The sequence below is a fragment of the Sphingomonas radicis genome, from assembly GCF_051400635.1.
Classification (GTDB): domain Bacteria; phylum Pseudomonadota; class Alphaproteobacteria; order Sphingomonadales; family Sphingomonadaceae; genus Sphingomonas.
Map to the genome: position 1 here is coordinate 63611 of NZ_JBLFFG010000003.1, position 22553 is coordinate 86163.

At 67.4% G+C, this 22553-nt stretch carries 19 protein-coding genes and 1 riboswitch; of the genes, 12 read left to right on the plus strand and 7 right to left on the minus strand.

Translation table 11 applies throughout. The annotated features are described in order from the left end of the window. Nucleotides 1-32: 32 nt before the first annotated feature. The 4 genes from tuf to rpsL form a co-directional block, all read right to left on the minus strand. Nucleotides 33-1229 carry an elongation factor Tu gene (tuf, locus tag ACMGDH_RS12680; RefSeq protein WP_436828326.1) on the minus strand — a complete coding sequence of 399 codons (1197 nt, stop codon included), beginning with the start codon at nt 1227-1229 and terminating at the stop codon, nt 33-35. A gap of 91 nt (nt 1230-1320) precedes the next feature. Further along, nucleotides 1321-3414 (minus strand): elongation factor G, encoded by a 2094-nt coding sequence (gene fusA / locus ACMGDH_RS12685; protein ID WP_436828327.1) that lies wholly within the window; start codon nt 3412-3414, stop codon nt 1321-1323. A gap of 66 nt (nt 3415-3480) precedes the next feature. Further along, entirely contained in the window at nt 3481-3951 is a 471-nt protein-coding gene (rpsG, locus tag ACMGDH_RS12690; protein WP_436828328.1) for a 30S ribosomal protein S7, read from the minus strand. A gap of 61 nt (nt 3952-4012) precedes the next feature. After that, nucleotides 4013-4384, minus strand: a complete 372-nt coding sequence (gene rpsL / locus ACMGDH_RS12695) for a 30S ribosomal protein S12 (RefSeq protein WP_019831557.1) — start codon at nt 4382-4384, stop codon at nt 4013-4015. A 380-nt stretch (nt 4385-4764) separates the two neighbouring features. Between rpsL and ACMGDH_RS12700 the strand changes: the two genes are divergently transcribed. Next, on the plus strand, nt 4765-5226 hold the full coding sequence (locus ACMGDH_RS12700; protein WP_436828329.1) for a bactofilin family protein: 462 nt from the start codon (nt 4765-4767) through the stop codon (nt 5224-5226). A 33-nt stretch (nt 5227-5259) separates the two neighbouring features. Here the strand turns inward: ACMGDH_RS12700 and ACMGDH_RS12705 are convergent, their stop codons facing one another. Both ACMGDH_RS12705 and ACMGDH_RS12710 read right to left on the minus strand, forming a co-directional pair. Continuing rightward, the gene (locus ACMGDH_RS12705; protein WP_436828330.1) at nt 5260-5856 is read right to left on the minus strand and encodes a DUF4142 domain-containing protein; all 597 of its coding nucleotides are present in this window, start codon (nt 5854-5856) and stop codon (nt 5260-5262) included. A 69-nt stretch (nt 5857-5925) separates the two neighbouring features. Further along, entirely contained in the window at nt 5926-7257 is a 1332-nt protein-coding gene (locus ACMGDH_RS12710; RefSeq protein WP_436828331.1) for a methyl-accepting chemotaxis protein, read from the minus strand. A gap of 105 nt (nt 7258-7362) precedes the next feature. Then, nucleotides 7363-7550, plus strand: a riboswitch (cobalamin riboswitch). 116 nt (nt 7551-7666) lie between these two features. Here ACMGDH_RS12710 and ACMGDH_RS12715 point away from each other — a divergent pair. The 9 genes from ACMGDH_RS12715 to mmsB all read left to right on the plus strand — a co-directional run bounded on the left by ACMGDH_RS12715 (nt 7667) and on the right by mmsB (nt 18003). Continuing rightward, a complete protein-coding gene (locus ACMGDH_RS12715) occupies nt 7667-9505 on the plus strand; it encodes a TonB-dependent receptor plug domain-containing protein (RefSeq protein WP_436828332.1) in 1839 nt (612 codons plus the stop codon). Further along, a complete protein-coding gene (locus ACMGDH_RS12720; RefSeq protein ID WP_436828333.1) occupies nt 9505-10326 on the plus strand; it encodes an ABC transporter substrate-binding protein in 822 nt (273 codons plus the stop codon). Before ACMGDH_RS12715 ends, ACMGDH_RS12720 begins: the two co-directional genes overlap by 1 nt. After that, nucleotides 10323-11294, plus strand: a complete 972-nt coding sequence (locus ACMGDH_RS12725) for a FecCD family ABC transporter permease (RefSeq protein WP_436828334.1) — start codon at nt 10323-10325, stop codon at nt 11292-11294. The genes ACMGDH_RS12720 and ACMGDH_RS12725 overlap by 4 nt, the downstream gene beginning before the upstream one ends. Next, nucleotides 11285-12064: an ABC transporter ATP-binding protein gene (locus tag ACMGDH_RS12730; RefSeq protein WP_436828335.1), complete on the plus strand. Its 780-nt coding sequence runs from the start codon at nt 11285-11287 to the stop codon at nt 12062-12064. Before ACMGDH_RS12725 ends, ACMGDH_RS12730 begins: the two co-directional genes overlap by 10 nt. A gap of 91 nt (nt 12065-12155) precedes the next feature. Beyond that, nucleotides 12156-13652 (plus strand): CoA-acylating methylmalonate-semialdehyde dehydrogenase, encoded by a 1497-nt coding sequence (locus ACMGDH_RS12735; RefSeq protein ID WP_436828336.1) that lies wholly within the window; start codon nt 12156-12158, stop codon nt 13650-13652. Nucleotides 13653-13839: 187 nt separating this feature from the next. Further along, nucleotides 13840-14985, plus strand: coding sequence for an acyl-CoA dehydrogenase family protein (locus ACMGDH_RS12740; protein ID WP_436828337.1), 1146 nt, complete (start codon nt 13840-13842; stop codon nt 14983-14985). 211 nt (nt 14986-15196) lie between these two features. Continuing rightward, complete coding sequence (locus tag ACMGDH_RS12745) at nt 15197-16246, plus strand: enoyl-CoA hydratase/isomerase family protein (protein ID WP_436828338.1); 1050 nt, start codon at nt 15197-15199, stop codon at nt 16244-16246. Nucleotides 16247-16349: 103 nt separating this feature from the next. Further along, on the plus strand, nt 16350-17123 hold the full coding sequence (locus ACMGDH_RS12750) for an enoyl-CoA hydratase (protein ID WP_436828339.1): 774 nt from the start codon (nt 16350-16352) through the stop codon (nt 17121-17123). A 1-nt stretch (nt 17124) separates the two neighbouring features. Then, on the plus strand, nt 17125-18003 hold the full coding sequence (gene mmsB / locus ACMGDH_RS12755; protein ID WP_436828340.1) for a 3-hydroxyisobutyrate dehydrogenase: 879 nt from the start codon (nt 17125-17127) through the stop codon (nt 18001-18003). 153 nt (nt 18004-18156) lie between these two features. On the opposite strand, the gene ACMGDH_RS12760 is transcribed toward mmsB, so the two are convergent. Continuing rightward, complete coding sequence (locus ACMGDH_RS12760) at nt 18157-19809, minus strand: alkaline phosphatase family protein (RefSeq protein WP_436828341.1); 1653 nt, start codon at nt 19807-19809, stop codon at nt 18157-18159. Nucleotides 19810-19888: 79 nt separating this feature from the next. Here ACMGDH_RS12760 and ACMGDH_RS12765 point away from each other — a divergent pair, with 79 nt between their 5' ends. Both ACMGDH_RS12765 and ACMGDH_RS12770 read left to right on the plus strand, forming a co-directional pair. Continuing rightward, the gene (locus tag ACMGDH_RS12765; RefSeq protein ID WP_436828342.1) at nt 19889-21934 is read left to right on the plus strand and encodes a protein-disulfide reductase DsbD family protein; all 2046 of its coding nucleotides are present in this window, start codon (nt 19889-19891) and stop codon (nt 21932-21934) included. After that, nucleotides 21931-22545 (plus strand): redoxin domain-containing protein, encoded by a 615-nt coding sequence (locus tag ACMGDH_RS12770; protein ID WP_436828343.1) that lies wholly within the window; start codon nt 21931-21933, stop codon nt 22543-22545. Before ACMGDH_RS12765 ends, ACMGDH_RS12770 begins: the two co-directional genes overlap by 4 nt. Nucleotides 22546-22553: the final 8 nt, after the last annotated feature.

Sequence of the window (22553 nt, forward strand, 5' to 3'; positions counted from 1 at the left end):
TCGAGGGTGCCGGGCGGTGCCTTTAGTTCAGCTTACTTTTCGATCGAGGCGACGACGCCTGCACCGACGGTGCGGCCGCCTTCGCGGATCGTGAAGCGCTGGCCGACGTCCATGGCGATCGGCGCGATGAGCTTGACGCCCAGCGCGACGTTGTCGCCCGGCATGACCATCTCGGTGCCCGCGGGCAGCTCGATCGTGCCGGTCACGTCGGTCGTGCGGAAGTAGAACTGCGGACGATAGTTCGCGAAGAACGGCGTGTGACGGCCGCCCTCGTCCTTCGACAGGACGTACACTTCCGACTGGAAGTCGGTGTGCGGCTTGATCGAACCGGGCTTGGCCAGAACCTGACCACGCTCGACTTCGTCACGGCCCACGCCGCGGATCAGCGCGCCGATGTTGTCGCCGGCCTCGCCCTGATCGAGCAGCTTGCGGAACATCTCGACGCCGGTGACGGTGGTCTTGCGGACGGTCTCCTGGATGCCGACGATCTCGACTTCCTCGCCAACCTTGACGATGCCGGTCTCGACGCGGCCGGTCACCACGGTGCCGCGACCCGAGATCGAGAACACGTCTTCGATCGGCATCATGAACGGCTTGTCGAGCGGACGCTCCGGCTGCGGGATCGACTCATCGACCGCCGCCATGAGCGCGAGGATCGCGTCCTTGCCGAGCTTGTCGTCCGAGCCCGAGAGAGCGGCAGTCGCCGAACCACGGATGATCGGAATGTTGTCGCCGTCGAACTCGCGCTTGCTGAGCTCTTCACGGATTTCCATCTCGACCAGCTCGAGGATTTCCTCGTCGTCGACCAGGTCGACCTTGTTGAGGAACACGACCATCGTCGGCACGCCGACCTGACGCGCGAGCAGGATGTGCTCCTTGGTCTGCGGCATCGGACCGTCGGTGGCGGCGACCACGAGGATCGCGCCGTCCATCTGCGCCGCGCCGGTGATCATGTTCTTCACATAGTCGGCGTGGCCGGGGCAGTCGACGTGCGCATAGTGACGGTTGGTGGTCTCATACTCGACGTGCGCGGTCGAGATGGTGATGCCGCGCTCGCGCTCTTCCGGAGCCTTGTCGATGTTGGCGAAGTCGACAGCCGCGTTACCCGCGACGTTTTCCGCCAGCACCTTGGTGATCGCCGCGGTCAGCGAGGTCTTGCCATGGTCGACGTGACCGATGGTGCCGATGTTGAGGTGCGGCTTGTTCCGCTCGAATTTTGCCTTCGCCATTGTTTCCTACCTTCTGATCAAATTTCCCGGACCACCACGGGGATTCGCGAGAACGCGGCCCCATAGCGGTTCATTTTGGATTGCGCCAGCCTCAGGCCAGCTTGGCCTTCACTTCTTCGGCGACGTTCGCGGGAACCTCGTCGTAGTGCGAGAACTGCATCGAGTAGTTCGCGCGGCCCTGGGTGAAAGAGCGGAGCTGATTCACGTAGCCGAACATGTTCGCGAGCGGCACCATCGCAGTCACCGCCTGCGCGTTGCCGCGCGTGTCGGTACCCTGGATCTGGCCACGGCGCGAGTTCATGTCACCGATGACGTCGCCCAGATAATCCTCCGGAGTGACGACTTCGACCTTCATGATCGGCTCGAGCAGCTTGATGCCGGCCTTCTGCGCCGCTTCGCGCATTGCGCCGCGGGCACAGATTTCGAACGCCAGCGCCGACGAGTCGACGTCGTGGTACGCGCCGTCCGTCAGGTGGACTTCGAAGTCGATGATCGGGAAGCCGATCAGCGAACCCGTCTCGGCGGTCTCGCGGAAGCCCTTCTCGACCGACGGGATATACTCGCGCGGGATGTTGCCGCCCTTGATCTCGTCGAAGAACTGGAAGCCCGAACCGCGCTCGCCGGGAACGACGGTGACCTTCACGCGGCCGAACTGACCCGAGCCACCCGACTGCTTCTTGTGGGTGTAGTCGATGTCGACCTTCTTCGCGAGATACTCACGATAAGCCACCTGAGGTGCGCCGACGTTCGCCTCGACCTTGAACTCGCGCTTCATGCGATCGACCAGGATCTCGAGGTGGAGCTCGCCCATCCCCTTGATGATGGTCTGGCCCGACTCATGATCGGTCGAAACGCGGAACGAGGGATCCTCGGCGGCCAGGCGGTTGAGCGCGAGGCCCATCTTCTCCTGGTCGGCCTTGGTCTTCGGCTCCACCGACAGCTCGATCACGGGCTCGGGGAACTCCATCCGCTCGAGGATGATCGGGTGCTGCGGATCGCACAGCGTGTCGCCCGTCGTGGTCTCCTTGAGACCCGCGATCGCGACGATGTCGCCGGCGCGTGCCTCTTCGATGTCCTCACGCGAGTTCGCGTGCATCAGGAGCATACGGCCGATCTTCTCCTTCTTGTCCTTCACCGAGTTCAGATACTGACCCTTGGTGAGGGTGCCCGAATAAATGCGGGCGAAGGTGAGCGTGCCGACGAACGGATCGTTCATGATCTTGAACGCGAGCAGCGACAGCGGCGCGGTGTCCGAGGCAGGACGCGTGTCCGGGGTCTCGCCGTCGAGCTTCACGCCCTGCACGTCGGGAATGTCGAGCGGGCTGGGCAGATAATCGACCACGGCGTCGAGCAGGGGCTGGACGCCCTTGTTCTTGAACGCCGAGCCGCAGACGATCGGCACGAACGAGAAGTTGAGCGTACCCTTGCGGATCAGCTTCTTGAGCGTCTTCGTGTCGGGCTCGTTGCCCTCCAGATACGCTTCCATGACATCGTCGTCCTGCTCGACGGCCATCTCGATCAGCTCGGCGCGCGCAGTGGCGGCGGCGTCCTTCAGGTCATCGGGGATGTCCTGATATTCGAACTTCGCGCCCAGCGACTCCTCGAGCCAGATGATCGCGCGGTTCTCGACCAGATCGACGAGGCCCTTGAAGCCGCCCTCGATGCCGATCGGGAGATAAAGCACGGCCGGGCGGGCGCCCAGGCGATCCTTGATCATGTCGACGCAGCGCTCGAAGCTGGCGCCGGTGCGATCGAGCTTGTTGACGAAGCACATGCGCGGAACCTTGTACTTCTCCGCCTGGCGCCAGACGGTCTCCGACTGCGGCTCCACGCCGGCAACGCCGTCGAAGCACGCGACCGCACCGTCGAGCACCCGCAGCGAACGCTCGACTTCGATCGTGAAGTCGACGTGGCCGGGAGTGTCGATGATGTTGATCAGATGCTCTTCGCCCTTGCCCTCTTCGGCGCGCCACTTGCACGTCGTAGCGGCGGACGTGATCGTGATCCCGCGCTCCTGCTCCTGCTCCATCCAGTCCATCGTCGCAGTGCCTTCGTGCACTTCGCCGATCTTGTAGGACTTGCCGGTGTAATAGAGGATGCGCTCGGTCGTCGTCGTCTTGCCGGCGTCGATGTGCGCCATGATACCGATATTGCGGTAACGCTCGAGCGGATGGCTGCGGGCCATGATCGTTGGTTCCTTAGCGATTTGGGGAGCCGCTTTCGGCGGCTCCCCAGGATATAGGTGCGATTTTTACCAGCGGTAGTGGCTGAAGGCGCGGTTCGCCTCGGCCATACGGTGGGTGTCTTCGCGCTTCTTCACCGCGTTGCCGCGGTTGTTGGCGGCGTCCATCAGCTCGCCCGAGAGGCGGGCCGACATGGTGTGCTCGCTGCGGTTGCGGGCCGAGGCGATGAGCCAGCGGATCGCAAGCGCCTGGGCACGCTCGGGGCGCACCTCGACGGGGACCTGATAGGTCGCACCGCCGACGCGGCGGCTGCGGACCTCGATGCCCGGCTTGATGTTGTTCAGCGCCTCGTGGAACACGCCGATCGGCTCGCGCTTGGCGCGCTGCTCGACGGTCTGCAGCGCCGAATAGACGATGTTCTCGGCGACGGACTTCTTGCCGTCCAGCATCACCGAGTTCATGAACTTGGACAGAACCTCATCCCCGTAGACGGGATCAGGCAGGATTTCCCGCTTTTCGGGACGACGACGACGAGCCATCTTGAACTTCCTTTACAAACTTCAGCTGATCCGGAACCCGTCCGGGGCTTACTTTGGCTGCTTACTTCGGACGCTTCGCGCCGTACTTCGAACGGCTCTGCTTGCGATCCTTGACGCCCTGCGTGTCGAGCACGCCGCGCAGCACGTGGTAGCGCACACCCGGAAGGTCGCGCACACGGCCGCCGCGGATCAGGACCACCGAGTGTTCCTGCAGGTTGTGCCCCTCGCCGGGGATGTAGCTGATGACTTCGCGCTGGTTGGTCAGGCGGACCTTGGCAACCTTGCGGAGCGCCGAGTTCGGCTTCTTCGGAGTCGTCGTATACACACGGGTGCAGACGCCGCGCTTCTGCGGGTTCTGCTCCATCGCAGGGACCTTCGACTTGGCCTTCTGCGGTTCGCGGCCCTTGCGGACCAGCTGGTTGATCGTCGGCATGAAGCCCTTCACCTTTTGCGTTACCGGATGATCCGGCGGTTACTTTGCTGGAGCCCTGAAGAGAGAATACGAAAAGGCCCCGGGTGTTCTTCGACCCCCCGGGCCATTGCGTCTCCAGCAACGTTCAGCTCATTGTTCCGAAGGGATATGGGCGCATTGCCCTCCTCGCGGAACGGGGGCGCCTATAGCGATGGTCCTGCAGCCGGTCAATGGGCGCCACGGTGTTCGCCACGAGGCGGAAACCGCTTCTTCATGCTTCCAGAATAGCCCGGAGGCGCGCGCGATGCAGCTCGATTCGCCGCATTTGGACTCTGCGGGAGGCGCGCGGCTATGCTAATCGGCCGCGGGGACTCGTTTTTCCGAGCTGGGGAGCAAGCATCATGTTGAACAACCGCAATGCGCGCAAGGAACGTCCGGCTGCTCCCGTTCCGTCGCAGGATCGCGGGCGCGCCCGCGGACCCTTCTCGGTGCTTGGGCCCGAGGTGGCAGTCACCGGCAACGTCGCCACGCCGGCCGACCTCCACATCGAAGGCCGAGTCGACGGCGACGTGACCGGCGGCAACGTCACCCAGGGCAAGGACAGCCTGATCTGCGGCAACCTGACCGCCGACACTGCCCGCCTTGCCGGCCGGATCGAAGGCATGGTTCGCGTCCGCACGCTCACGATCGAGAACAGCGCCCGCATCGTCGGCGACGTCGAATATGAGAGCATCACGATCGAGACGGGCGGGTCGATCGACGGCCGCATGAAGCATGTCGGTGCGATGGACGCGGCCGCGCAGCCGGGCCCGCGTGCGGTAGCTGCGGTGAACCTTGCCGCAGCCACCGATCAGGCCGCCTGAAACAGCGCGTGACCGTGGCTGACCGGCAGGCTCCTACATGCCCCTGATTTTGGTCAGATGCTCCTGGATCACCTTCTGCGCGTCGGTCGCGAAGCTCTTGAGCTCGGGCACATCGCCGTCGGCGGCATAGCCCTGGACGAGCGCGAGCGCCTTTTCGTGCGCGGCGACCTGCTGGGTCTTGTACGCCTCGTCGAACGCGGCTCCCTCCGCGGCGCGTAGCGCGGCGAGGTTCGTTTCCTGCTCCGCAGTGAGGGCAGGATTGGGAACGATCGCCGGATTGGCCTTGGCGCCCGCAGCCTTCAGCTTCTCGGTCGACTGGGTGTGGTTGTCGACCATCATCCGGCCGAAGTCCTTTAGCGCCTGGTTCTGGGCCTTCTCCTGGGCGAGCTTGCCGGCCTCCACTTCATAATAGTCGCTTGCGCCGACATCGTTGGCGAAGCGCTGCGCCGGCGAGACTTCGGCGGCCATGTTGGTTTCCATGCCCGCCATATTGTCGCCGGTCATGTCCATGCCGGCCATGTTCATGTCGTCCATGTTGGTGGCCATGCCGTCGGCGGTGTTCGGGGTCGAATCACCGCACGCGGCTAGCGCGAGCGCCGGGGCGAGCCCCAGAATCAGATAGTGCTTCATGCAGGCGTCCTCCTCGGGGCTGCTCAACGCGCCCATGCCACGGGTCGTTCCGTTTCGGCCGACGAAGGATCAAGCGCGATGGAGTTCGGCAAGGAAAGTTCCGAGTTGCGCCGACAGGACGCCTGCGTCGGCGCGCAGCCGTTCGGCGAGCGCGCGCATGTCGTTGGCCTGGTGCGATGCGGCGCGCGAGGTGTCGCCGATCGCCTCCACGTCCTGCTGGATCGCCGTGCTCGCCTGCACCGCCTCGCCGACGTTGCGGGCGATGGTGTGGGTCGCGGCTTCCTGCGCGGCAACCGCCGAGCGGACGCCGGAGGCGAGACCGGCCATCGCCTCGATCGCGCGCTCCACCTGCTCATGGCCTTCGGCCACATGGTCCACGTTCTGGCGGATTTCGTGGACATGCGCCGCGATCCGCGCCGCCGCCGTTCCGGTCTGCGCCGAAAGCTGCTTCACTTCATTGGCAACGACGCTGAATCCCCGCCCCGCCTCCCCCGCACGTGCCGCTTCGATCGTGGCGTTGAGCGCGAGCAAGTTCACCTGGCTGGCGATCTCGGTGATCAGCCCGATCACCGAGTCGATCGACTGGGCGGAGCGGAGCAGCTCGCGGGTGCGCACGCTGCCGGTGGCGACTCGGTCCAATGCGGTGGCAGCAGCGGCCTGCGCCTCGCTCGAGCTTTCGGCGATTGCCCCCAGCGAGAGGGCGAGATCGTGGCCCCGCGCGGCGATCTCGGTCATGTTGCCGCTCGTCTGGGCGGCGGCCGAGGCGACTGCGACTGCCCGGTCGCCCAAGTCGGTCGCGCGCTCGGCAGTTGCGCCGGCGCTCGTCTGGAGTTCGGCCGCAAGCTGGTCCATCGCGCCCGCAAGCGTCGCGATCTGCGCTTCGAACCGCTCGCTGGCGCGCTCGATATGCTCGGCACGCGCGATCCGGGCGGCGCTCGCGCGCTGCTCGCGTTCGGCGGCCAGATGGACGAGCCGGCGATTGCCGATCAGCCCGTGAAGCCTTCCACCGAGCGTGAGGATCATGCCTTCGGTGCCGTTGGCGGCGCGATAGGCATCGATCAGTGCCGCGATCCCCTGTGTCGCTTCCGCGACCGGGCACGAACGCAGGTGGCGCAGCACGCCGTCGCCGTAGCTCGGGTTGCGCATCAGCGCGTGGCCGAAGGGATTGAGCAGCAGCCGCCGCACGTCCTTCTCGAAGATTGCACCGATCGGGCGCTGCTGCGCGTCGACCACGGGGATCAGGCGCAGTTCGGTATCGCCGTTGAAGATGTCGACTGCGTGCAGCAACGGATCATTGAGCGTCAACGACGGCGGCGCAGCCTCCTCGGACGTGAGTCCGACCAGGGGCGCTGGCGACGGTGCGGGGGAGGAGTCGGCAAAGGCAAACGCTGTGTGACGCATGCGGCGGGCCTAGGCGGGCGATGGTAAAGGCTGTCTTGACCGTTGGTTACACTACCGAGACAAAATGGATTTTTCTCCGCTTGCCGCCCGTTCGCGGCGCATCTAGAAGCTCGCGCCGTGACAGGTGTCCCCGCGAGGGGATGAAAATGGGAACTCGGTTCGAACCCGAGGCTGCCCCCGCAACTGTAACCGGCGAGCATTCGCGCCATCATGCCACTGGAGCACATCCGGGAAGGCGGGCGCGCATGTAGTGACCCGGGAGCCAGGAGACCTGCCAGTCACAGTCGATTCCTTTGCGCGGGCGGGGTGCACCGGGCGAACGAGGGCATGCCCCTCGCGTGAGCGACACCGTTTAACCGGGTCGCCGCGCCAATTCCGGCAAGACGACCCCAGACGAGGTGTCTTTGCCGTGACCAAGTTGAAGCTGTTTCTCTATGCCTCCGCCGCGCTGCTGCCGGCCGTGGCGCATGCCCAGTCCGAAGACGACCAGATCGTGGTCGTCGCATCGGGCGTCGAGCAGGAGGCCGAGACCACCGGCCGCTCGATCACCGTGCTCGACCGCGAAACGATCGAGACACGCCAGACCGTATCGCTTTCGGACCTGCTCGCCACCACGCCGGGCGTGACTGCCACGCGCAACGGCGGCCCGGGCGGCGTGACCGCGGTCCGCATCCGCGGCGCCGAGGATGCGCAGACGCTGGTGCTGATCGACGGCGTGCGCGCCAACGATCCCTCCTCGCCTGCCGGCGCGTTCGACTTCGGCAATCTGCTGACCGGCTCGATCGAGCGCGTCGAGGTGTTGCGCGGTCCCAATTCGGTGATCTGGGGGAGCCAGGCGATCGGCGGCGTGGTCAATGTCGTAACCCAGGCTCCGATCGACGGCATCGCCGCGCGCGCCAACGCCCAATATGGCTATGCCGATCAGATCTCCGCCAACGCCGCGATCGCGGGCGGGAATGATCGCTTCCAGGGCGCGCTGACCGGCGGCTATTTCCGCACCGATGGCGTCTCGCAGGCGGCAGATGGCACCGAAGCGGACGGATATCGCCAATATAATGCCAGCGGGCGGCTGCGCTTCGAGTTCGCGCCCGGCTTCGGCGTCGATCTGCGCGGCTATTACGCCAATTCGCGCACCGAGCTCGACGGCTATCCCGCGCCGGCCTACGCCTTCGCCGACACCGACGAATATTCGGAAGCGGAGGAGCTGTACGGCTATGCCGGGCTATTCGCGAACATCGGCCCCGTCGCCAACCGTCTCGCCTTCACCATCGCCGACATCAACCGCGACAATTACGATCCGGGCATCGGCGCCGAACCGCTCTATCTCTATCGCGGGCGCAGCGAGCGCTACGAATATCGCGGCGACGCCCGGCTTACCCAGCAGCTCCGCCTGACCTTCGGCGCCGAGCAGGAGAATCTGCGCTTCTACGACGGTAGCGAGACGTTCCGCGCCGACATCACCAGCGTCTATGGCCAAGCGATCGTCACGCCGATCGAACAGGTGACTGTGACTGCGGGCGTGCGCAACGACGATCACAGCCGCTTCGGCAGCCACATGACGTGGGGCGTCAACGCCGCGGTGAAGCCGTTCGAGACGACGCTGCTGCGCGCCAGCTATGGCGAGGGCTTCAAGGCGCCGACGCTCTACCAGCTGTTCGCGCCCTTCTACGGCACCGACACGCTCCAGCCCGAGACAGCCGAAAGCTGGGAAGCCGGCATCGAGCAGAGCGCGCTGGGCGGCGCGGCGAAGCTGGGCGTAACCTGGTTCCATCGCGACACGAAGAACCAGATCGATTTCGACATGGTGAGCTTCACCTATGCCAATATCGCACGCGCCCGCGCTGAGGGGGTCGAGATCGAGCTGGCGCTGAAGCCGGTGGAGGCCTTCACCCTCACTGCCAACTACACCTATACCGACACCGAGAACCGCTCGGCGGGCTTCGAAGGCAATGTGCTTGCGCGCCGTCCGCAGGACACCGCCAGCATTTCCGCCGACTATCGCCTGCCGTTCGGGCTTTCGCTGGGGGGCACGGTGACGATGGTGGGCGACAGCTTCGACAATGCCGGCAACACGGTTCGGCTCGACGGCTTCGCGCTGGGCAGCATCCGCGCCGAGATGCCGATCGGCGACCGCTTCGCAATCTATGGCCGCGTCGAGAACCTGACCGACGAGAAATATCAGACCGTCGCGACCTATGGCACCTATGGCCGCGCGGCCTATGCCGGACTGCGCGTGAAGCTCGACTGATGCGCTGCGCCGCGCTCCTGTGTCTGATCGTCGCCGGGTGCGCGGCGCCGCCTTCGGGCGGCGGCGGGATCGTCTCGCTCAATCCGTGCGCCGACGCGATGCTGATCGAGCTCGTGCCCGCCGGGCGGATCACAGCGATCAGCCATTATTCGCGCGACTTGGCCGCTTCCTCGATCGCGCCCGAGGTGGCGCGCCGCTTCCGCGTCAACAACGGCACCGCCGAGGAGATCGTCGCGCTGCGGCCCGATCTGGTGATCGCCGACGCCTTCACTTCGTCCTCCACCCGCGAGGCGCTTGCCCGCGCCGGGATCCGGACGTTCGATCTGGGCTGGGCGAGCACGATCGAGCAAGGCCGGGCGCAGGTACGCGAGCTTGCCGCCGCGGTGGATGCCGTGCCCGCGGGCGAAGCGATGGTCTCCCGCATCGACCGGGCAGTCGCGGCCGCGCGGACCGATGGCCCGGCGGTTCCCGCATTGCTCTGGATCGGCGGCAACACCGTCTCGGGCGGCGGCACCCTGCTCGACGAGATGATGGTCAAGGCCGGCTTCAGCGACCATGCTGCGCATTATGGGCTCCAGCACACCGGCTATCTTCCGATCGAGCATGTCGTGGCCGATCCGCCGCGCGTGATGCTGGTGCCCGACGGCGCCGGCCGCGACGCCGATTCGCGCGCAGCACAGATGCGCAGCTGGGCGCTCGCCCGATCGGGCGCACAGGTGCATCAGGCGCGCTTCCCGCGCAGCCTCGTCAATTGCGCCGGCCCGGTGATCGCCAAGGCAATGACCCGGCTGGCCGAAGTGCGGCGCGAGGTGGGGCAATGAACCGCCCTCTCCTCCTTGCGCTGCTAACGGCCCTCGTCGCGCTGCTCTTCGCCGGCTCGCTGACGGCAGGCAAGGTCTGGGTGCCTTTCTCCGCCTGGTTCTCGAGCGATCCGCGCTGGTGGATCATCCTCGAGCTCCGCCTGCCGCGCGCGATCCTGGGTCTCGCGATCGGCGCGGCGCTGGGGCTCACCGGGGCGGTGCTGCAGGGCTATCTGCGCAACCCGCTCGCCGATCCGGCAGTAGTAGGCGTCTCGTCGAGCGCAGCACTCGGTGCGGTTGCGGCTATCGTCGTCTTCGCCGCGAGCGCACCGCTGACGGTTTTCGCGAGCGCGATGCTCGCCGCCTGCGCGTCGATGCTGCTGCTCGCCGGGCTGGCGTGGCGCGCCGACAGCGCCGTCGCCTTCATACTCGCGGGCACGATGCTCGCCAGCCTGGGCGGGGCGCTCACTGCCTTCCTCATCTCGATCGCTCCCAATCCCTTCGCGACCGCCGAGGTCATCGACTGGATCATGGGGGCACTGACCGACCGCAGCTTCGCCGAGGTGCGGCTCGCCCTTCCCTTCATCGCCGCCGGGTGCTTGCTGCTGCTGTTCACCGGGCGGGCGCTCGACGCGCTCACGCTGGGCGAATCGGCCGCGCGATCGATGGGCGTGCGGCTCGCGCGCGTGCAGATGCTGATCGTGCTCGGCGCGGGACTCGCGGTCGGCGCCAGCGTGGCGGTGACCGGCGTCGTCGGATTCGTCGGGCTGATCGTCCCGCACCTGCTCCGCCCGATCGTCGGCGCCAGGCCATCGGCGCTGCTGATCCCGAGCGCGCTGGGCGGCGCGGCGCTGGTGCTCGCCGCCGACAGCCTCGTCCGCCTGAGCCCGGGCGCTGCCGAAATCCGGCTCGGCGTAGCGATGGCGCTGCTCGGCACGCCCTTCTTCTTCGCGCTGCTGTTCAAGCTCAGGCGGTCGGCATGGAGCTGAGCGTCTCCGATCTGCGCGTGAGCCTGGGCGCTCGGCGAGTGCTCGACGGCGTCGGCGCCACGTTCCAGCCGGGCCGCGTGACCGCGATCCTGGGACCCAACGGATCGGGCAAGTCGACGCTCGTCAAGGCGCTCGCCGGACTGCTCGACACCGATTCGGGTCATGTCCGGCTCGGCGCGCGGCAGATCGCGCGGATCGATCCGCGCGAGCGCGCCCGGCTGGTCGGCTATCTGCCGCAGGACCCCTCGGTTCACTGGGACCTCGGCGTCCGCGAGCTGGTGGCGCTGGGGCGGCTGCCGCATCGCTCGCCCTTCGCGAGTGCGTCAGCCGAGGATCGGGCGGCGGTCGAGTCGGCGCTCGAAGCGACGGGCACCGTGCATCTCGCAGAGCGCACCGCGCACCAGCTCTCCGGGGGCGAGCGCGCGCGGGTGCTGCTCGCGCGCGTGCTCGCCGGCGCTCCCGCCTGGCTGCTCGCCGACGAGCCGCTCGCCAGCCTCGATCCCGTGCATCAGCTCGCCCTGCTCGACCAGCTTCGCGCATTGGCGGCGGACGGGATGGGCGTGGTGATCGTGCTCCACGATCTGGTCCAGGCAGCGCGCGCCGCCGACGAGGTGCTGCTGCTGAAAGAAGGCCGCGTCGTCGCGTTCGGCCCGGCGCACGAGGCGCTCGCGCATCAGCCGCTCCGCGACGCGTTCGGCGTCGAGGTGATGGTCGTCCCCGACGAGCAAGGTCGGCTCCTCCCCGTGCCGATCGGCCGCACCAAGTCCTGACCGGGGGGCTGACAGCCGAATTCGGCTGTGCCATTGCGCAATAAAATTACACGACGAGTCGGGCCGTGGCGCCCGCCGCAGGAGAGTTTTGATGCGCACGATCGACCATTTCATCGCGGGGCATGCAGGCGGAGGCGCTTCGCGCACGTCCGACGTGTTCGATCCCAACAGCGGCGAGATCCAGGCCCGCGTCCCGCTCGGCACTCAGGCCGATCTCGACCGGGCGATCGCCGCCGCGCAGGCCGCTCAGCCTGGGTGGGCCGCGACCAACCCGCAGCGCCGGGCGCGCGTGATGTTCCGTTTCAAGGAGCTGGTCGAGGCGAACATGGATTCGCTCGCCCACACGCTTTCCTCCGAACACGGCAAGGTGATCGCCGACGCCAAGGGCGACATTCAGCGCGGCCTCGAAGTGATCGAATTCGCCTGTGGCATCCCGCATGCTTTGAAGGGCGAATATACTCAGGGCGCCGGGCCCGGGATCGACGTCTATTCGATGCGCCAGCCGCTGGGCATCGGCGCGGGGATCACGCCGTTCAACTTCCCGGCGATGATCCCGATGTGGATGTTCGGCGTCGCGATCGCGTGCGGCAATGCCTTCATCCTCAAGCCGTCGGAGCGGGATCCGTCGGTGCCTGTGCGTCTCGCCGAGCTGATGCGCGAGGCCGGTCTACCCGAAGGAATCCTGCAGGTCGTCCACGGCGACAAGGAGATGGTCGACGCGATCCTCGATCATCCGGCGATCTCGGCGGTGAGCTTCGTCGGCTCATCCGACATCGCGCATTATGTTTATCGCCGCGGCGTCGAGGCGGGGAAGCGCGTCCAGGCGATGGGCGGCGCCAAGAACCACGGCATCGTCATGCCCGATGCCGACCTCGATCAGGTGGTGGCGGACCTCTCCGGCGCGGCGTTCGGCTCCGCGGGCGAGCGCTGCATGGCGCTGCCGGTGGTGGTGCCGGTGGGCGATAAGACCGCGGACGCGCTGCGCGAGAAGCTGATCCCGGCGATCGAAAAGCTGCGCGTCGGCGTCTCGACCGACAATGACGCGCATTACGGCCCGGTGGTGAACGCCGCGCACAAGCAGCGCGTCGAGAACTGGATCCAGACCGGCGTCGACGAAGGCGCCGAGCTGGTGGTCGACGGCCGCGGCTTCACGCTCCAGGGGCATGAGAAGGGATTCTTCATCGGCCCGTCGCTGTTCGACCGCGTCACGCCGGAGATGCAGTCGTACAAGGAAGAGATTTTCGGCCCCGTCCTCCAGATCGTCCGCGCGCCCGACTTCGAGACTGCGGTGCGCCTGCCGAGCGAGCACCAGTATGGCAACGGCGTCGCGATCTTCACGCGTAACGGCCATGCCGCACGCGAGTTCGCGGCGCGCGTGAATGTGGGCATGGTAGGCATCAACGTGCCGATCCCGGTGCCGGTGGCGTATCACAGCTTCGGCGGCTGGAAGCGCAGCGCGTTCGGCGACGTCAACCAGCACGGCATGGAAGGCGTGCGCTTCTGGACCAAGGTGAAGACCGTCACCCAGCGCTGGCCCGACGGATCGGTGACCGGCGAGAACGCATTCGTCATTCCGACGATGGGGTGACGGTGTCGGTGGCGCTCCCCCAATCCTCCCCCGCCAGGGGGAGGTGGCGCGCGCAGCGCGTCGGAGGGGGAGGAAGCACGCCGGTACCTTCTGGTATCCGCCCCCTCCGTCGCCTTCGGCGCCACCTCCCCCTGGCGGGGGAGGATTGGACAACGCCGCACTGCCCACCCCATAATCGGTTGACCCCATGACCACTCAATTCGATCTCACCGACGAGCAGCGCCAGATCCAGGAGATGGCGCGCCAGTTCACCGCCGACGCGATCACGCCCTACGCCGCCGAATGGGACGAGAAGCATATCTTTCCGCGCGACACGATCCGCGCCGCGGCCGAGCTCGGCTTCGCTTCGATCTACGTTTCGGAGGAGAGCGGCGGGATCGGGCTCGGGCGGCTCGAGGCGGCGCTGATCATGGAGGCGATGGCCTATGGCTGCCCCTCCACTAGCGCGTTCATCTCGATCCACAACATGGCGAGCTGGATGATCGACCGGTTCGGCAGCGCCGAGCTCAAGGCCAAGTATCTCCCCAGCCTGATCACCATGGAGCGGATGGCGAGCTACTGCCTCACCGAGCCCAGCTCGGGCTCGGACGCCGCCGCGCTCAAGACGCGCGCGGTGCGGGACGGTGATCATTATGTCGTCAACGGGTCGAAGCAGTTCATCTCGGGCGCGGGCGAGAACGAGATCTACGTCACCATGGTCCGCACGGGCGAGGAAGGCCCCAAGGGCATCTCCTGCCTCGTCATCGAGAAGGATATGCCTGGCGTCAGCTTCGGCGCCAACGAGCGCAAGCTCGGCTGGCATTCGCAGCCGACGCGCCAGGTGACCTTCGAGGACGTCCGCGTGCCGGTCGAGAACCGCGTCGGGGCCGAGGGCGAGGGCTTCCGCTTCGCGATGATGGGATTGGACGGCGGCCGGCTCAACATCGGCGCCTGCTCGCTCGGCGGCGCGCAGCGCTGCCTCGACGAGGCGATCCGCTACACCAAGGAACGCCAGCAGTTCGGCAAGCAGATCGCCGACTTCCAGAACACCCAGTTCACCCTCGCCGACATGGCGACCGAGCTCGAGGCGGCCCGCGCGCTGCTCTATCTCGCCGCCGCCAAGGTGACCGACAACGCGCCCGACAAGACGCGTTTCGCGGCGATGGCCAAGCGCCTCGCGACGGACACCGGCTCGTCGGTGGTCGATCGCGCGCTCCAGCTCCACGGCGGCTACGGCTATCTGATGGACTATCCGATCGAGCGCTTCTGGCGCGACCTGCGCGTCCATTCGATCCTGGAGGGCACCAACCAGGTGATGCGGATGATCGTCGGCCGCGAGCTCACGCGGCAATGAGCGCCCGCGTGCCGCATCGTACGTCATCCCGGCGAAAGCCGGGATCCAGAGCCGAAAGCGGTGCGGCAGAGAATCCCCGGGCGCCGGCTTTCGCCGGGGTGACGAAAGACTGTCCTACACACGCCAAATCTGCCATGGAACATTAGAACATAGAAAGAACGAACTTCGCTATTTTCTTTCCTCACAAGCGCGAGTTTCGAGAAGTTTGGACATGACCGATGAAGTTCTGACCCAGGTCGAAGGCCGCGCCGGGCGCATCCGGCTCAATCGCCCGAAAGCGCTCCACGCGCTCAATACGGGCATGTGCGCGTCGATTCTCGACGCAATCACCGGCTGGGCGAGCGACGACTCGGTCGAGATCGTGCTGATCGACCACGCCGAGGGGCGCGGCTTCTGCGCCGGCGGCGACATCCGCCTGATCGCCGAATCGGGCGCGGGCGACGGCAGCGCGGCGCGCGAGTTCTTCCGCACCGAGTACCGGATGAACCACCGGCTGTTCACTTGGCCCAAGCCGATCGTCGCGTTCATGGACGGCATCACCATGGGCGGCGGCGTGGGCATCTCGCTGCCGGCGAAGTACCGCGTCGCGACCGAGAACACCAAGTTCGCGATGCCCGAGACCGGGATCGGGCTGTTCCCCGACGTCGGCGGCGGCTGGTACCTGTCGCGCCTCCCCGGGCGCGTCGGCCAGTTCATCGCGCTCACCGGCGCGCGGCTCGACGGCGCCGAATGCGTCGCGCTGGGGCTGGCGACGCATTATCTCCATTCCGACAAGCTCGACGAGGCCAAGGCGCGCATCGCCGCCGATCCCGCGTCGGTGGAAGCCGTGCTGTCCGCGCTTTCCTCCCCGGCCCCCGATGCGCGGATCGTGCGCAACCACCAGGCGATCAACCGCACCTTCGCCTCGGACCGGTTCGAGGACATAATCGCTGCGCTCGAGGCCGAGGCGGGCGAGGACGAATGGGCGAGGAAAGAGCTCGAGACGCTGCGCACCAAGTCGCCGCAGGCGTGCAAGGTCTCGCTCCGGCTGCTGCGCGAAGGCGCGCGCAGGGCCGACTTCGCCAGCGAGATGGTACAGGAATTCGCCGTCGCATCGCGCGTTTCGCAACGCCCCGATTTCATCGAAGGCGTGCGTGCGGTGATCCTCGACAAGGACAATGCGCCGAAATGGAACCCCGCCACGCCCGAGGGTGTGAGCGACGCCTTGCTCGACAGCATTTTCGCGCCGATGCCCGAAGGCGAAGCGTGGACGCCGGAATGAAAATTAACCGTCACCTCGGCGGAAGCCGGGGCCCAGAGTCGGCGGTCCCACCGCCGGGCGCTCCGGATCCCGGCTTCCGCCGGGATGACGAAGGGAGGAATTGATGTCGTACGGAAGCATCCGCGTCGAGAAGCGCGCCGCCGTCACCTTGGTGACGCTCGATCGCCCGCAGGCGCTCAACGCGCTCAACAGCCAGGTGCTCGACGAGCTGCTGGCCGCGATGAAGGCATTCGACGCCGATCCCTCGCAGGGCTGCGCGGTGATCACCGGCAGCGAGAAGGCCTTCGCCGCGGGCGCCGATATCAAGGAGATGCAGGCGCAGGGCTTTGCCGACATGTACGGCCACGACTTCTTCGCCGGCTGGGACGCGTTCACCCGCACCCGCAAGCCGATCATCGCCGCGGTCGCCGGCTATGCGCTGGGCGGCGGGTGCGAGCTGGCGATGATGTGCGACTTCATCCTCGCCGCCGACAGCGCGAAGTTCGGCCAGCCCGAAATCAAGCTCGCCGTCTCCCCCGGCATGGGCGGGTCGCAGCGCCTCACCCGCGCGGTGGGCAAGGCCAAGGCGATGGAGATGTGCCTCACCGGCCGGATGATGGACGCCGCCGAGGCCGAGCGTGCCGGGCTGGTCAGCCGCATCGTCCCCGCCGCCGAGCTGGTCGACGAAGCGGTCAAGACCGCCGCGAGCATCGCGTCGATGGCGCCGCTCGCGGTGCTGGCGAACAAGGAAATGGTCAACGCCGCGTACGAGACCACGCTCGCGCAGGGCGTCGCCTTCGAGCGCCGGCTGTTCCACGCGCTGTTCGGCACCGCCGACCAGAAGGAAGGAATGGCGGCGTTCGTCGAGAAGCGCCCGGGCAAATGGACGGGGAAGTGACATGGCACGCGTAGCATTCATCGGGCTGGGCAACATGGGCGGCGGTATGGCCGCCAACCTCGCCAAGGCGGGGCACGACGTGCGTGCCTTCGACCTTTCGGCGGAGGCGCTCGATCGCGCGAAGAAGGCCGGGTGCCTTCCCGCGGGTAGCGCGGCCGAGGCGGTGGACGGCGCGGAGGCCGTGATTACGATGCTGCCCGCCGGCAAGCACGTCGATCAAGTATATAGCGAGAGCGTGCTGCCTAACGCAGCCGCGGGCGCGGTGCTGATCGACTGCTCCACGATCGACGTCGAAACCGCTCGGCGCATCGCCCGGGCGGCGAGCGACCACGGGCTTGCGGCGGTCGACGCGCCGGTTTCGGGCGGGATCGCCGCTGCCAACGCCGGCACGCTCACCTTCATGGTCGGTGGCAGCGCGGCGGCCTTCGAGCAGGCCGAACATTATCTCACCGACATGGGCAAGGCCGTCATCCACGCCGGCGCGAGCGGCGCGGGCCAGGCAGCCAAGATCTGCAACAACCTGATCCTGGGCGCGACGATGATCGCGACCTGCGAGGCCTTCGCGCTCGCGGAGAAGCTGGGGCTCGACCCGCAGCGCTTCTATGACATCGCTTCGGTGAGCACGGGGCAGAGCTGGTCGATCACCAGCTATTGCCCGGTGCCCGGCGTCGGCCCGGAGAGTCCGGCCGATCGCGACTATCAGGGCGGCTTCGCCGCGCCGCTGATGCTGAAGGACCTGAAGCTGGCGATGGAGGCCGCTGAGGCCACGGGCGCCGAGACGCCGATGGGCGCGCGTGCCGCCGAGCTCTACGAGAAGTTCGTCAACGGCGAAGGCGCGACGCTCGACTTCTCGGGCATCATCAAGATGCTGAAGGGCTGACGTTGAACCTATCCTCCCCGGCCAGGGGAGGGGGCGCGCGAAGCGCGACGGAGGGGGAGGAAGCACGCCGGCTGATGCGTTCTGGCATCCGCCCCCTCCGTCAGCCCGCGGCTGACACCTCCCCCTGGCGGGGGAGGATTGTAGGGGAAAAAACTACTTCCGGCAGCTGTCGCCGGGGCCGGCGTCCAGGTCGAGGCATTTGCCGTCGACCTCCACCGGCACCTTGAGGCCGATCAGTGCGGCGAGGGTCGGCGCAATATCCACCGTCTCCGCCGAGCGCTGCGCCCCGAAACCCTGCATCCCCTTGCGCCAGAAGAGGATCGGCACGCGGCGGTCATAGTCCCAGACGGTGCCGTGGGTCGAAACCCCGCCCGCACGCGGAACCGGGATCGGGGTCACGCGCGGCTTGAGCACGACGTAGAAATCGCCCGAACGCTCGGGATCGAACGAGGCGCGCAGCCGCTCGAGAATCGACCACTTCTCCGGCGCGCTCGTGGCGAGCGGCGTCGCCTGGATCTGCTCGCGCGTATAAACGGCTTCGACCTGGGGGTGCGCGGCATAGCGGCGGATCGCCAGCTTACGCACGGTCTCCCGCTGGCCGGCAGGCAGCTTGGGATCGACATAGATGTCGCCGAACACGCCTCCCGTCAGCGGGGAAGCCGAAAGCCCGAGCTGCTTCGCGATCTCGTCGCCGATGGCGTTCGCGCGGAGCGCCGGATCGGCGCGCGAGGGCGTGATTCCGTCCGCCGCCGGCCCGCGCTCGGGGATGTCGTTGCCGCCGTGGTCGGCGGTCAGCGCAACGGCATAGTCGACGCCGGTCTGGTCGAGCACGCCGAAGAGCTTGCCGAGCGCCTGGTCGAGCGCGAAGAGCTGGAGGCACATCTCGCCCCCGCCCGGCCCATAGGCATGGCCGACATAATCCGTGGCCGAGGCGCCGAGGATCAACAGATCGGTCTGGGCGCCCTGGCCCAGTTGCATGTCGGCAGCGATTCCTGCGCCCAGCGCGAGCACGGCTTCGTCGAATTCGGGCGAGATCCGAAAGGCCTTGGCGTCGCCCGCGGCGCGCGCGAAGCGGCCGTCACCCACGGTCATCCCGCCGGGAAGCGTGACCGCCCGGCTGCGCGCGCGGCAGAATTCGGGAAGTTCCATGGGCTCCTGCGCCTCGGCGATCCGTGCGGCGACATAGCCGTTCATCCGCTCGACCAGCGTCGGCGTGGTGCGGCCGACGAACGAGACGAACTTGCTGTCTTTCCACCACCAGGCCTGATCGATCTGGTGGCCGCCCATCATCACCGCCGCGCGATCCTTGCCCGCGACCGAGACCACGCGAGTCGCCGGGTTGGCGGCCTTCATCCATTCGCCGAGCGTCGAGACCTTCAGATGCTTGTCCGATACGACGTAATTTCCGGAATCGCTGCCCGGCACGCCCTCGTCCTCGGCGCAATAGACGGTCTTGTCCGCCCGCGGTGCGTTGAAGTCGGTCCAATCGTTGGCGACGATGCCGGTGCGATACGGCCGGGCGCCGGTGAGGATCGTCGAATGGCCCGGGCAAGTCTCGGTAGCAGCGTGCGTCTGATAGCCCTCCGGGAAAACAGCACCCGACAGCAGCCGGGCGAGCCCCGAAGTGAACTGGCCGCGATATTGTGCGAAGAGGTCCGCGGACAGCTGATCGACCGAAATCACCACCAGGAGCTTGGGCGGTGCGGCCGGCGCAGCCTGCCCGGCGGGAGACGCGGCCTCCTGCGCAGCGAGGGGCGCGGCAGAGAGCAGCGCCGCAGCGGCGGCGATCGGGCGGAACAACTTCATTTCGGGGACCCTTCCCGGCGTGTGCAAATGGAACCGGACTGCTATTGGGCGAACAGCAATTCCTCGGCAAGGTCGCTCCATGGCTAGGCTTGGTTTCGGATTGATGGCGCTGCTGTTGCTGGTTCTGGGCCAGTCTGCACGCGCGCAGGCGCCCGGCAACGCTCGCCATGTTCAAATCGAGTTGGTTGCCGAGACCGATCGCCCGGCAGCCGGCAGCGAAATCACGCTCGCCTTCGCCTCGACTCCCGAGAAGGGCTGGCACGCCTATTGGCGCAACCCCGGCGACGCCGGCCTGCCCGCGCGCGCCGAATGGACGCTCCCGCAGGGCGCCAGCGCAGGCGAGATCCGCTATCCGGTTCCGCAGCGCCTGCTGATCGCGGGGCTGATGAACTATGTCTACGAGCACCCGTTCGCGCCGCTGGTGACGCTCAAGGTGCCGGCAGGCGCGAGCGGCGCTTTCCCTGTGCGCGTGAAACTCGACTATCTGGTCTGCACCGACGAGATCTGCGTGCCAGAGAAGGCCGAGCTTTCGACCACGCTTCAGATCGGCGACGGCGCGGTCAGCCCTGAGCGGCGGCGCCAGTTCGACGGCTGGCGCGCCGCACTGCCCCGGCCGCTGGGCAGCCAGGCGACCTATCAGGTCGAGAACAAGGTCTTCCGCGTCGCCGTGCCGTGGCCGGCCAGCGCCCGAACCGAAGGCGAGCCCTATTTCTACCCGGTGACGGATGGCGCGCTCGACTATGCCGCGCCGCAGAAGGCCGCGCGTGACGGCGACCGGATCGTGATCGAGACCGTGGGCAAGCGCGCGCCGGGGCCGATCGAGGGCGTGCTCGCCTTCGGAGCGCAGGGCTTTTCGGTGCGCGCGGTGCCTGGCAGCGTACCACCCGCACGTGAAGCGCCCGCGGCGATGCCCTGGAGTGCGGCGCTGATCGCATTCGCAAGCGCGGTGCTGGGCGGGCTGCTGCTCAACATCATGCCCTGCGTCTTCCCGATCCTGAGCCTCAAGGCACTGAGCCTCGCCAAGGCGAATGATGCCGAGGGCAATCCGCGCGGCGAGGCGCTGGCCTATACCGGGGGCGTGGTGCTGGTGTGCCTGGCGCTCGGCGGCACGCTGCTGGCGCTGCGGGCGGGCGGCGCGAGCCTCGGCTGGGCGTTCCAGCTCCAGGACCCGCGGGTGATCCTGCTCCTCCTCCTGCTCGTCACGGCGATCGCCTTCAATCTTGCCGGGTTGTTCGAGATCAATGCGCCGGGGCTGGTCAACCGTGCGGCGGCCAAGGGCACCGGCGGCGCCTTCGCGACCGGCGCGCTCGCCGCCTTCGTCGCGACGCCGTGCACCGGCCCGTTCATGGGCGCTGCGCTGGGCGCCGCGCTGGTGCTGCCCTGGCCCGCCGCGCTCGCCGTTTTCGCCGGACTTGGGCTGGGCATCGCGCTGCCCTTCCTGCTGCTCGGCTTCGTGCCGGCGCTGCGCCGGCGGCTGCCGAGACCCGGCGCCTGGATGGTGACGCTGCGCCGGATCCTGTCGATCCCGATGTTCGCCACCGCGCTCGCGCTCGCCTGGGTGCTCGGCCAGCAGGCAGGCGTGAGCGGCATGACGATCGGACTGGGCGCCGCGATGCTCGCCACGCTGGGGCTCTGGTGGGCCGGGCGGCAGCAGACGCGCGCGGCGGGCCATGCCTGGCTTCCGGCGGTGCCGCTGCTGCTTCTCGCGCTCGCTTCGCTGGCGCTGGTGCGCCCCGCTGCCCCGGGAACCGCAGCCCCCGCGATCGCCGGCGCCGAACCCTTCAGCGAAGCGCGGCTGGCCGAGCTGCGGGCGAGCGGGCGGCCCGTCTTCGCCTATTTCACCGCGGACTGGTGCGTGACCTGCAAGGTCAACGAGAAGGCCGTGATCGAGACCGCGGACATCGCCAGGACCTTTGCCGATCGCAACGTAGCGGTGCTCGTCGGCGACTGGACCAACGGCGATCCTGCGCTCGGGCGCTTCATAGAGCAGCACAATCGTGCAGGCGTTCCGCTCTATCTGTGGTACAAGCCGAGCGAGGACGCACCGCAGGTCCTGCCCCAGATCCTGACGCAGGCAATGCTGCGCGACCTCGCGAGCGGGGCTGAAAGAGGAGATGCTGGATGAGCAGATGGATGTTGGCCGGCCTTGCTGCCGCCGGCGCCGCGATTCTTGCTGCACCGCTTGCGGCCGAGCCGGAGCTTGCCGCAGCGGCGCCCAATTTCAAAGCCTATGACATGAACGGCAATGTCGTGGAGCTCTCGCAGTATCGCGGCAAGACCGTGGTGCTCGAATGGAACAACCCGGGCTGCCCCTTCGTGCAGAAGCATTACGACAGCGGCAACATGCAGAAGACCCAGGCCGCGGCGAAAAGCCAGGGCGTGGTGTGGCTGACGGTCAATTCGGGCGCGCCCGACAAGCAGGGCTATATGACCGGACCCGAGGCGAAGAAATTCGTTACCGACGAAAAGGCCAGCCCGACGACTTATGTGCTCGACCCCAAGGGGCTGATCGGCAAAGTCTATGGCGCCAAGACGACACCGCACATGTACATCATCGATGGCAGCGGCAGGCTGGTCTACAAGGGCGGGATCGACGATCGGGCGACCGCGGATACCGCCGACATCGCCAAGGCGCGCAACCATGTGCTGGCGGCGCTGGGGGAGATGAAGGCAGGCAAGCCGGTCTCGGTGGCCGAGACGCGCCCCTATGGCTGCTCGGTGAAATACGCGGCCTGAAAGCTCGG

Bases quoted from the DNA above. Each gene is read 5' to 3' on its own strand.
- ACMGDH_RS12720 (WP_436828333.1), top strand. From the start codon at position 9,505: ATGCGCTGCGCCGCGCTCCTGTGTCTGATCGTCGCCGGGTGCGCGGCG.
- ACMGDH_RS12710 (WP_436828331.1), bottom strand. From the start codon at position 7,257: ATGCGTCACACAGCGTTTGCCTTTGCCGACTCCTCCCCCGCACCGTCG.
- ACMGDH_RS12735 (WP_436828336.1), top strand. From the start codon at position 12,156: ATGCGCACGATCGACCATTTCATCGCGGGGCATGCAGGCGGAGGCGCT.
- mmsB (WP_436828340.1), top strand. From the start codon at position 17,125: ATGGCACGCGTAGCATTCATCGGGCTGGGCAACATGGGCGGCGGTATG.
- ACMGDH_RS12760 (WP_436828341.1), bottom strand. From the start codon at position 19,809: ATGAAGTTGTTCCGCCCGATCGCCGCCGCTGCGGCGCTGCTCTCTGCC.
- ACMGDH_RS12740 (WP_436828337.1), top strand. From the start codon at position 13,840: ATGACCACTCAATTCGATCTCACCGACGAGCAGCGCCAGATCCAGGAG.
- ACMGDH_RS12765 (WP_436828342.1), top strand. From the start codon at position 19,889: ATGGCTAGGCTTGGTTTCGGATTGATGGCGCTGCTGTTGCTGGTTCTG.
- ACMGDH_RS12705 (WP_436828330.1), bottom strand. From the start codon at position 5,856: ATGAAGCACTATCTGATTCTGGGGCTCGCCCCGGCGCTCGCGCTAGCC.
- ACMGDH_RS12770 (WP_436828343.1), top strand. From the start codon at position 21,931: ATGAGCAGATGGATGTTGGCCGGCCTTGCTGCCGCCGGCGCCGCGATT.
- ACMGDH_RS12745 (WP_436828338.1), top strand. From the start codon at position 15,197: ATGACCGATGAAGTTCTGACCCAGGTCGAAGGCCGCGCCGGGCGCATC.
- ACMGDH_RS12730 (WP_436828335.1), top strand. From the start codon at position 11,285: ATGGAGCTGAGCGTCTCCGATCTGCGCGTGAGCCTGGGCGCTCGGCGA.
- ACMGDH_RS12750 (WP_436828339.1), top strand. From the start codon at position 16,350: ATGTCGTACGGAAGCATCCGCGTCGAGAAGCGCGCCGCCGTCACCTTG.
- tuf (WP_436828326.1), bottom strand. From the start codon at position 1,229: ATGGCGAAGGCAAAATTCGAGCGGAACAAGCCGCACCTCAACATCGGC.
- rpsL (WP_019831557.1), bottom strand. From the start codon at position 4,384: ATGCCGACGATCAACCAGCTGGTCCGCAAGGGCCGCGAACCGCAGAAG.
- fusA (WP_436828327.1), bottom strand. From the start codon at position 3,414: ATGGCCCGCAGCCATCCGCTCGAGCGTTACCGCAATATCGGTATCATG.
- rpsG (WP_436828328.1), bottom strand. From the start codon at position 3,951: ATGGCTCGTCGTCGTCGTCCCGAAAAGCGGGAAATCCTGCCTGATCCC.
- ACMGDH_RS12725 (WP_436828334.1), top strand. From the start codon at position 10,323: ATGAACCGCCCTCTCCTCCTTGCGCTGCTAACGGCCCTCGTCGCGCTG.
- ACMGDH_RS12700 (WP_436828329.1), top strand. From the start codon at position 4,765: ATGTTGAACAACCGCAATGCGCGCAAGGAACGTCCGGCTGCTCCCGTT.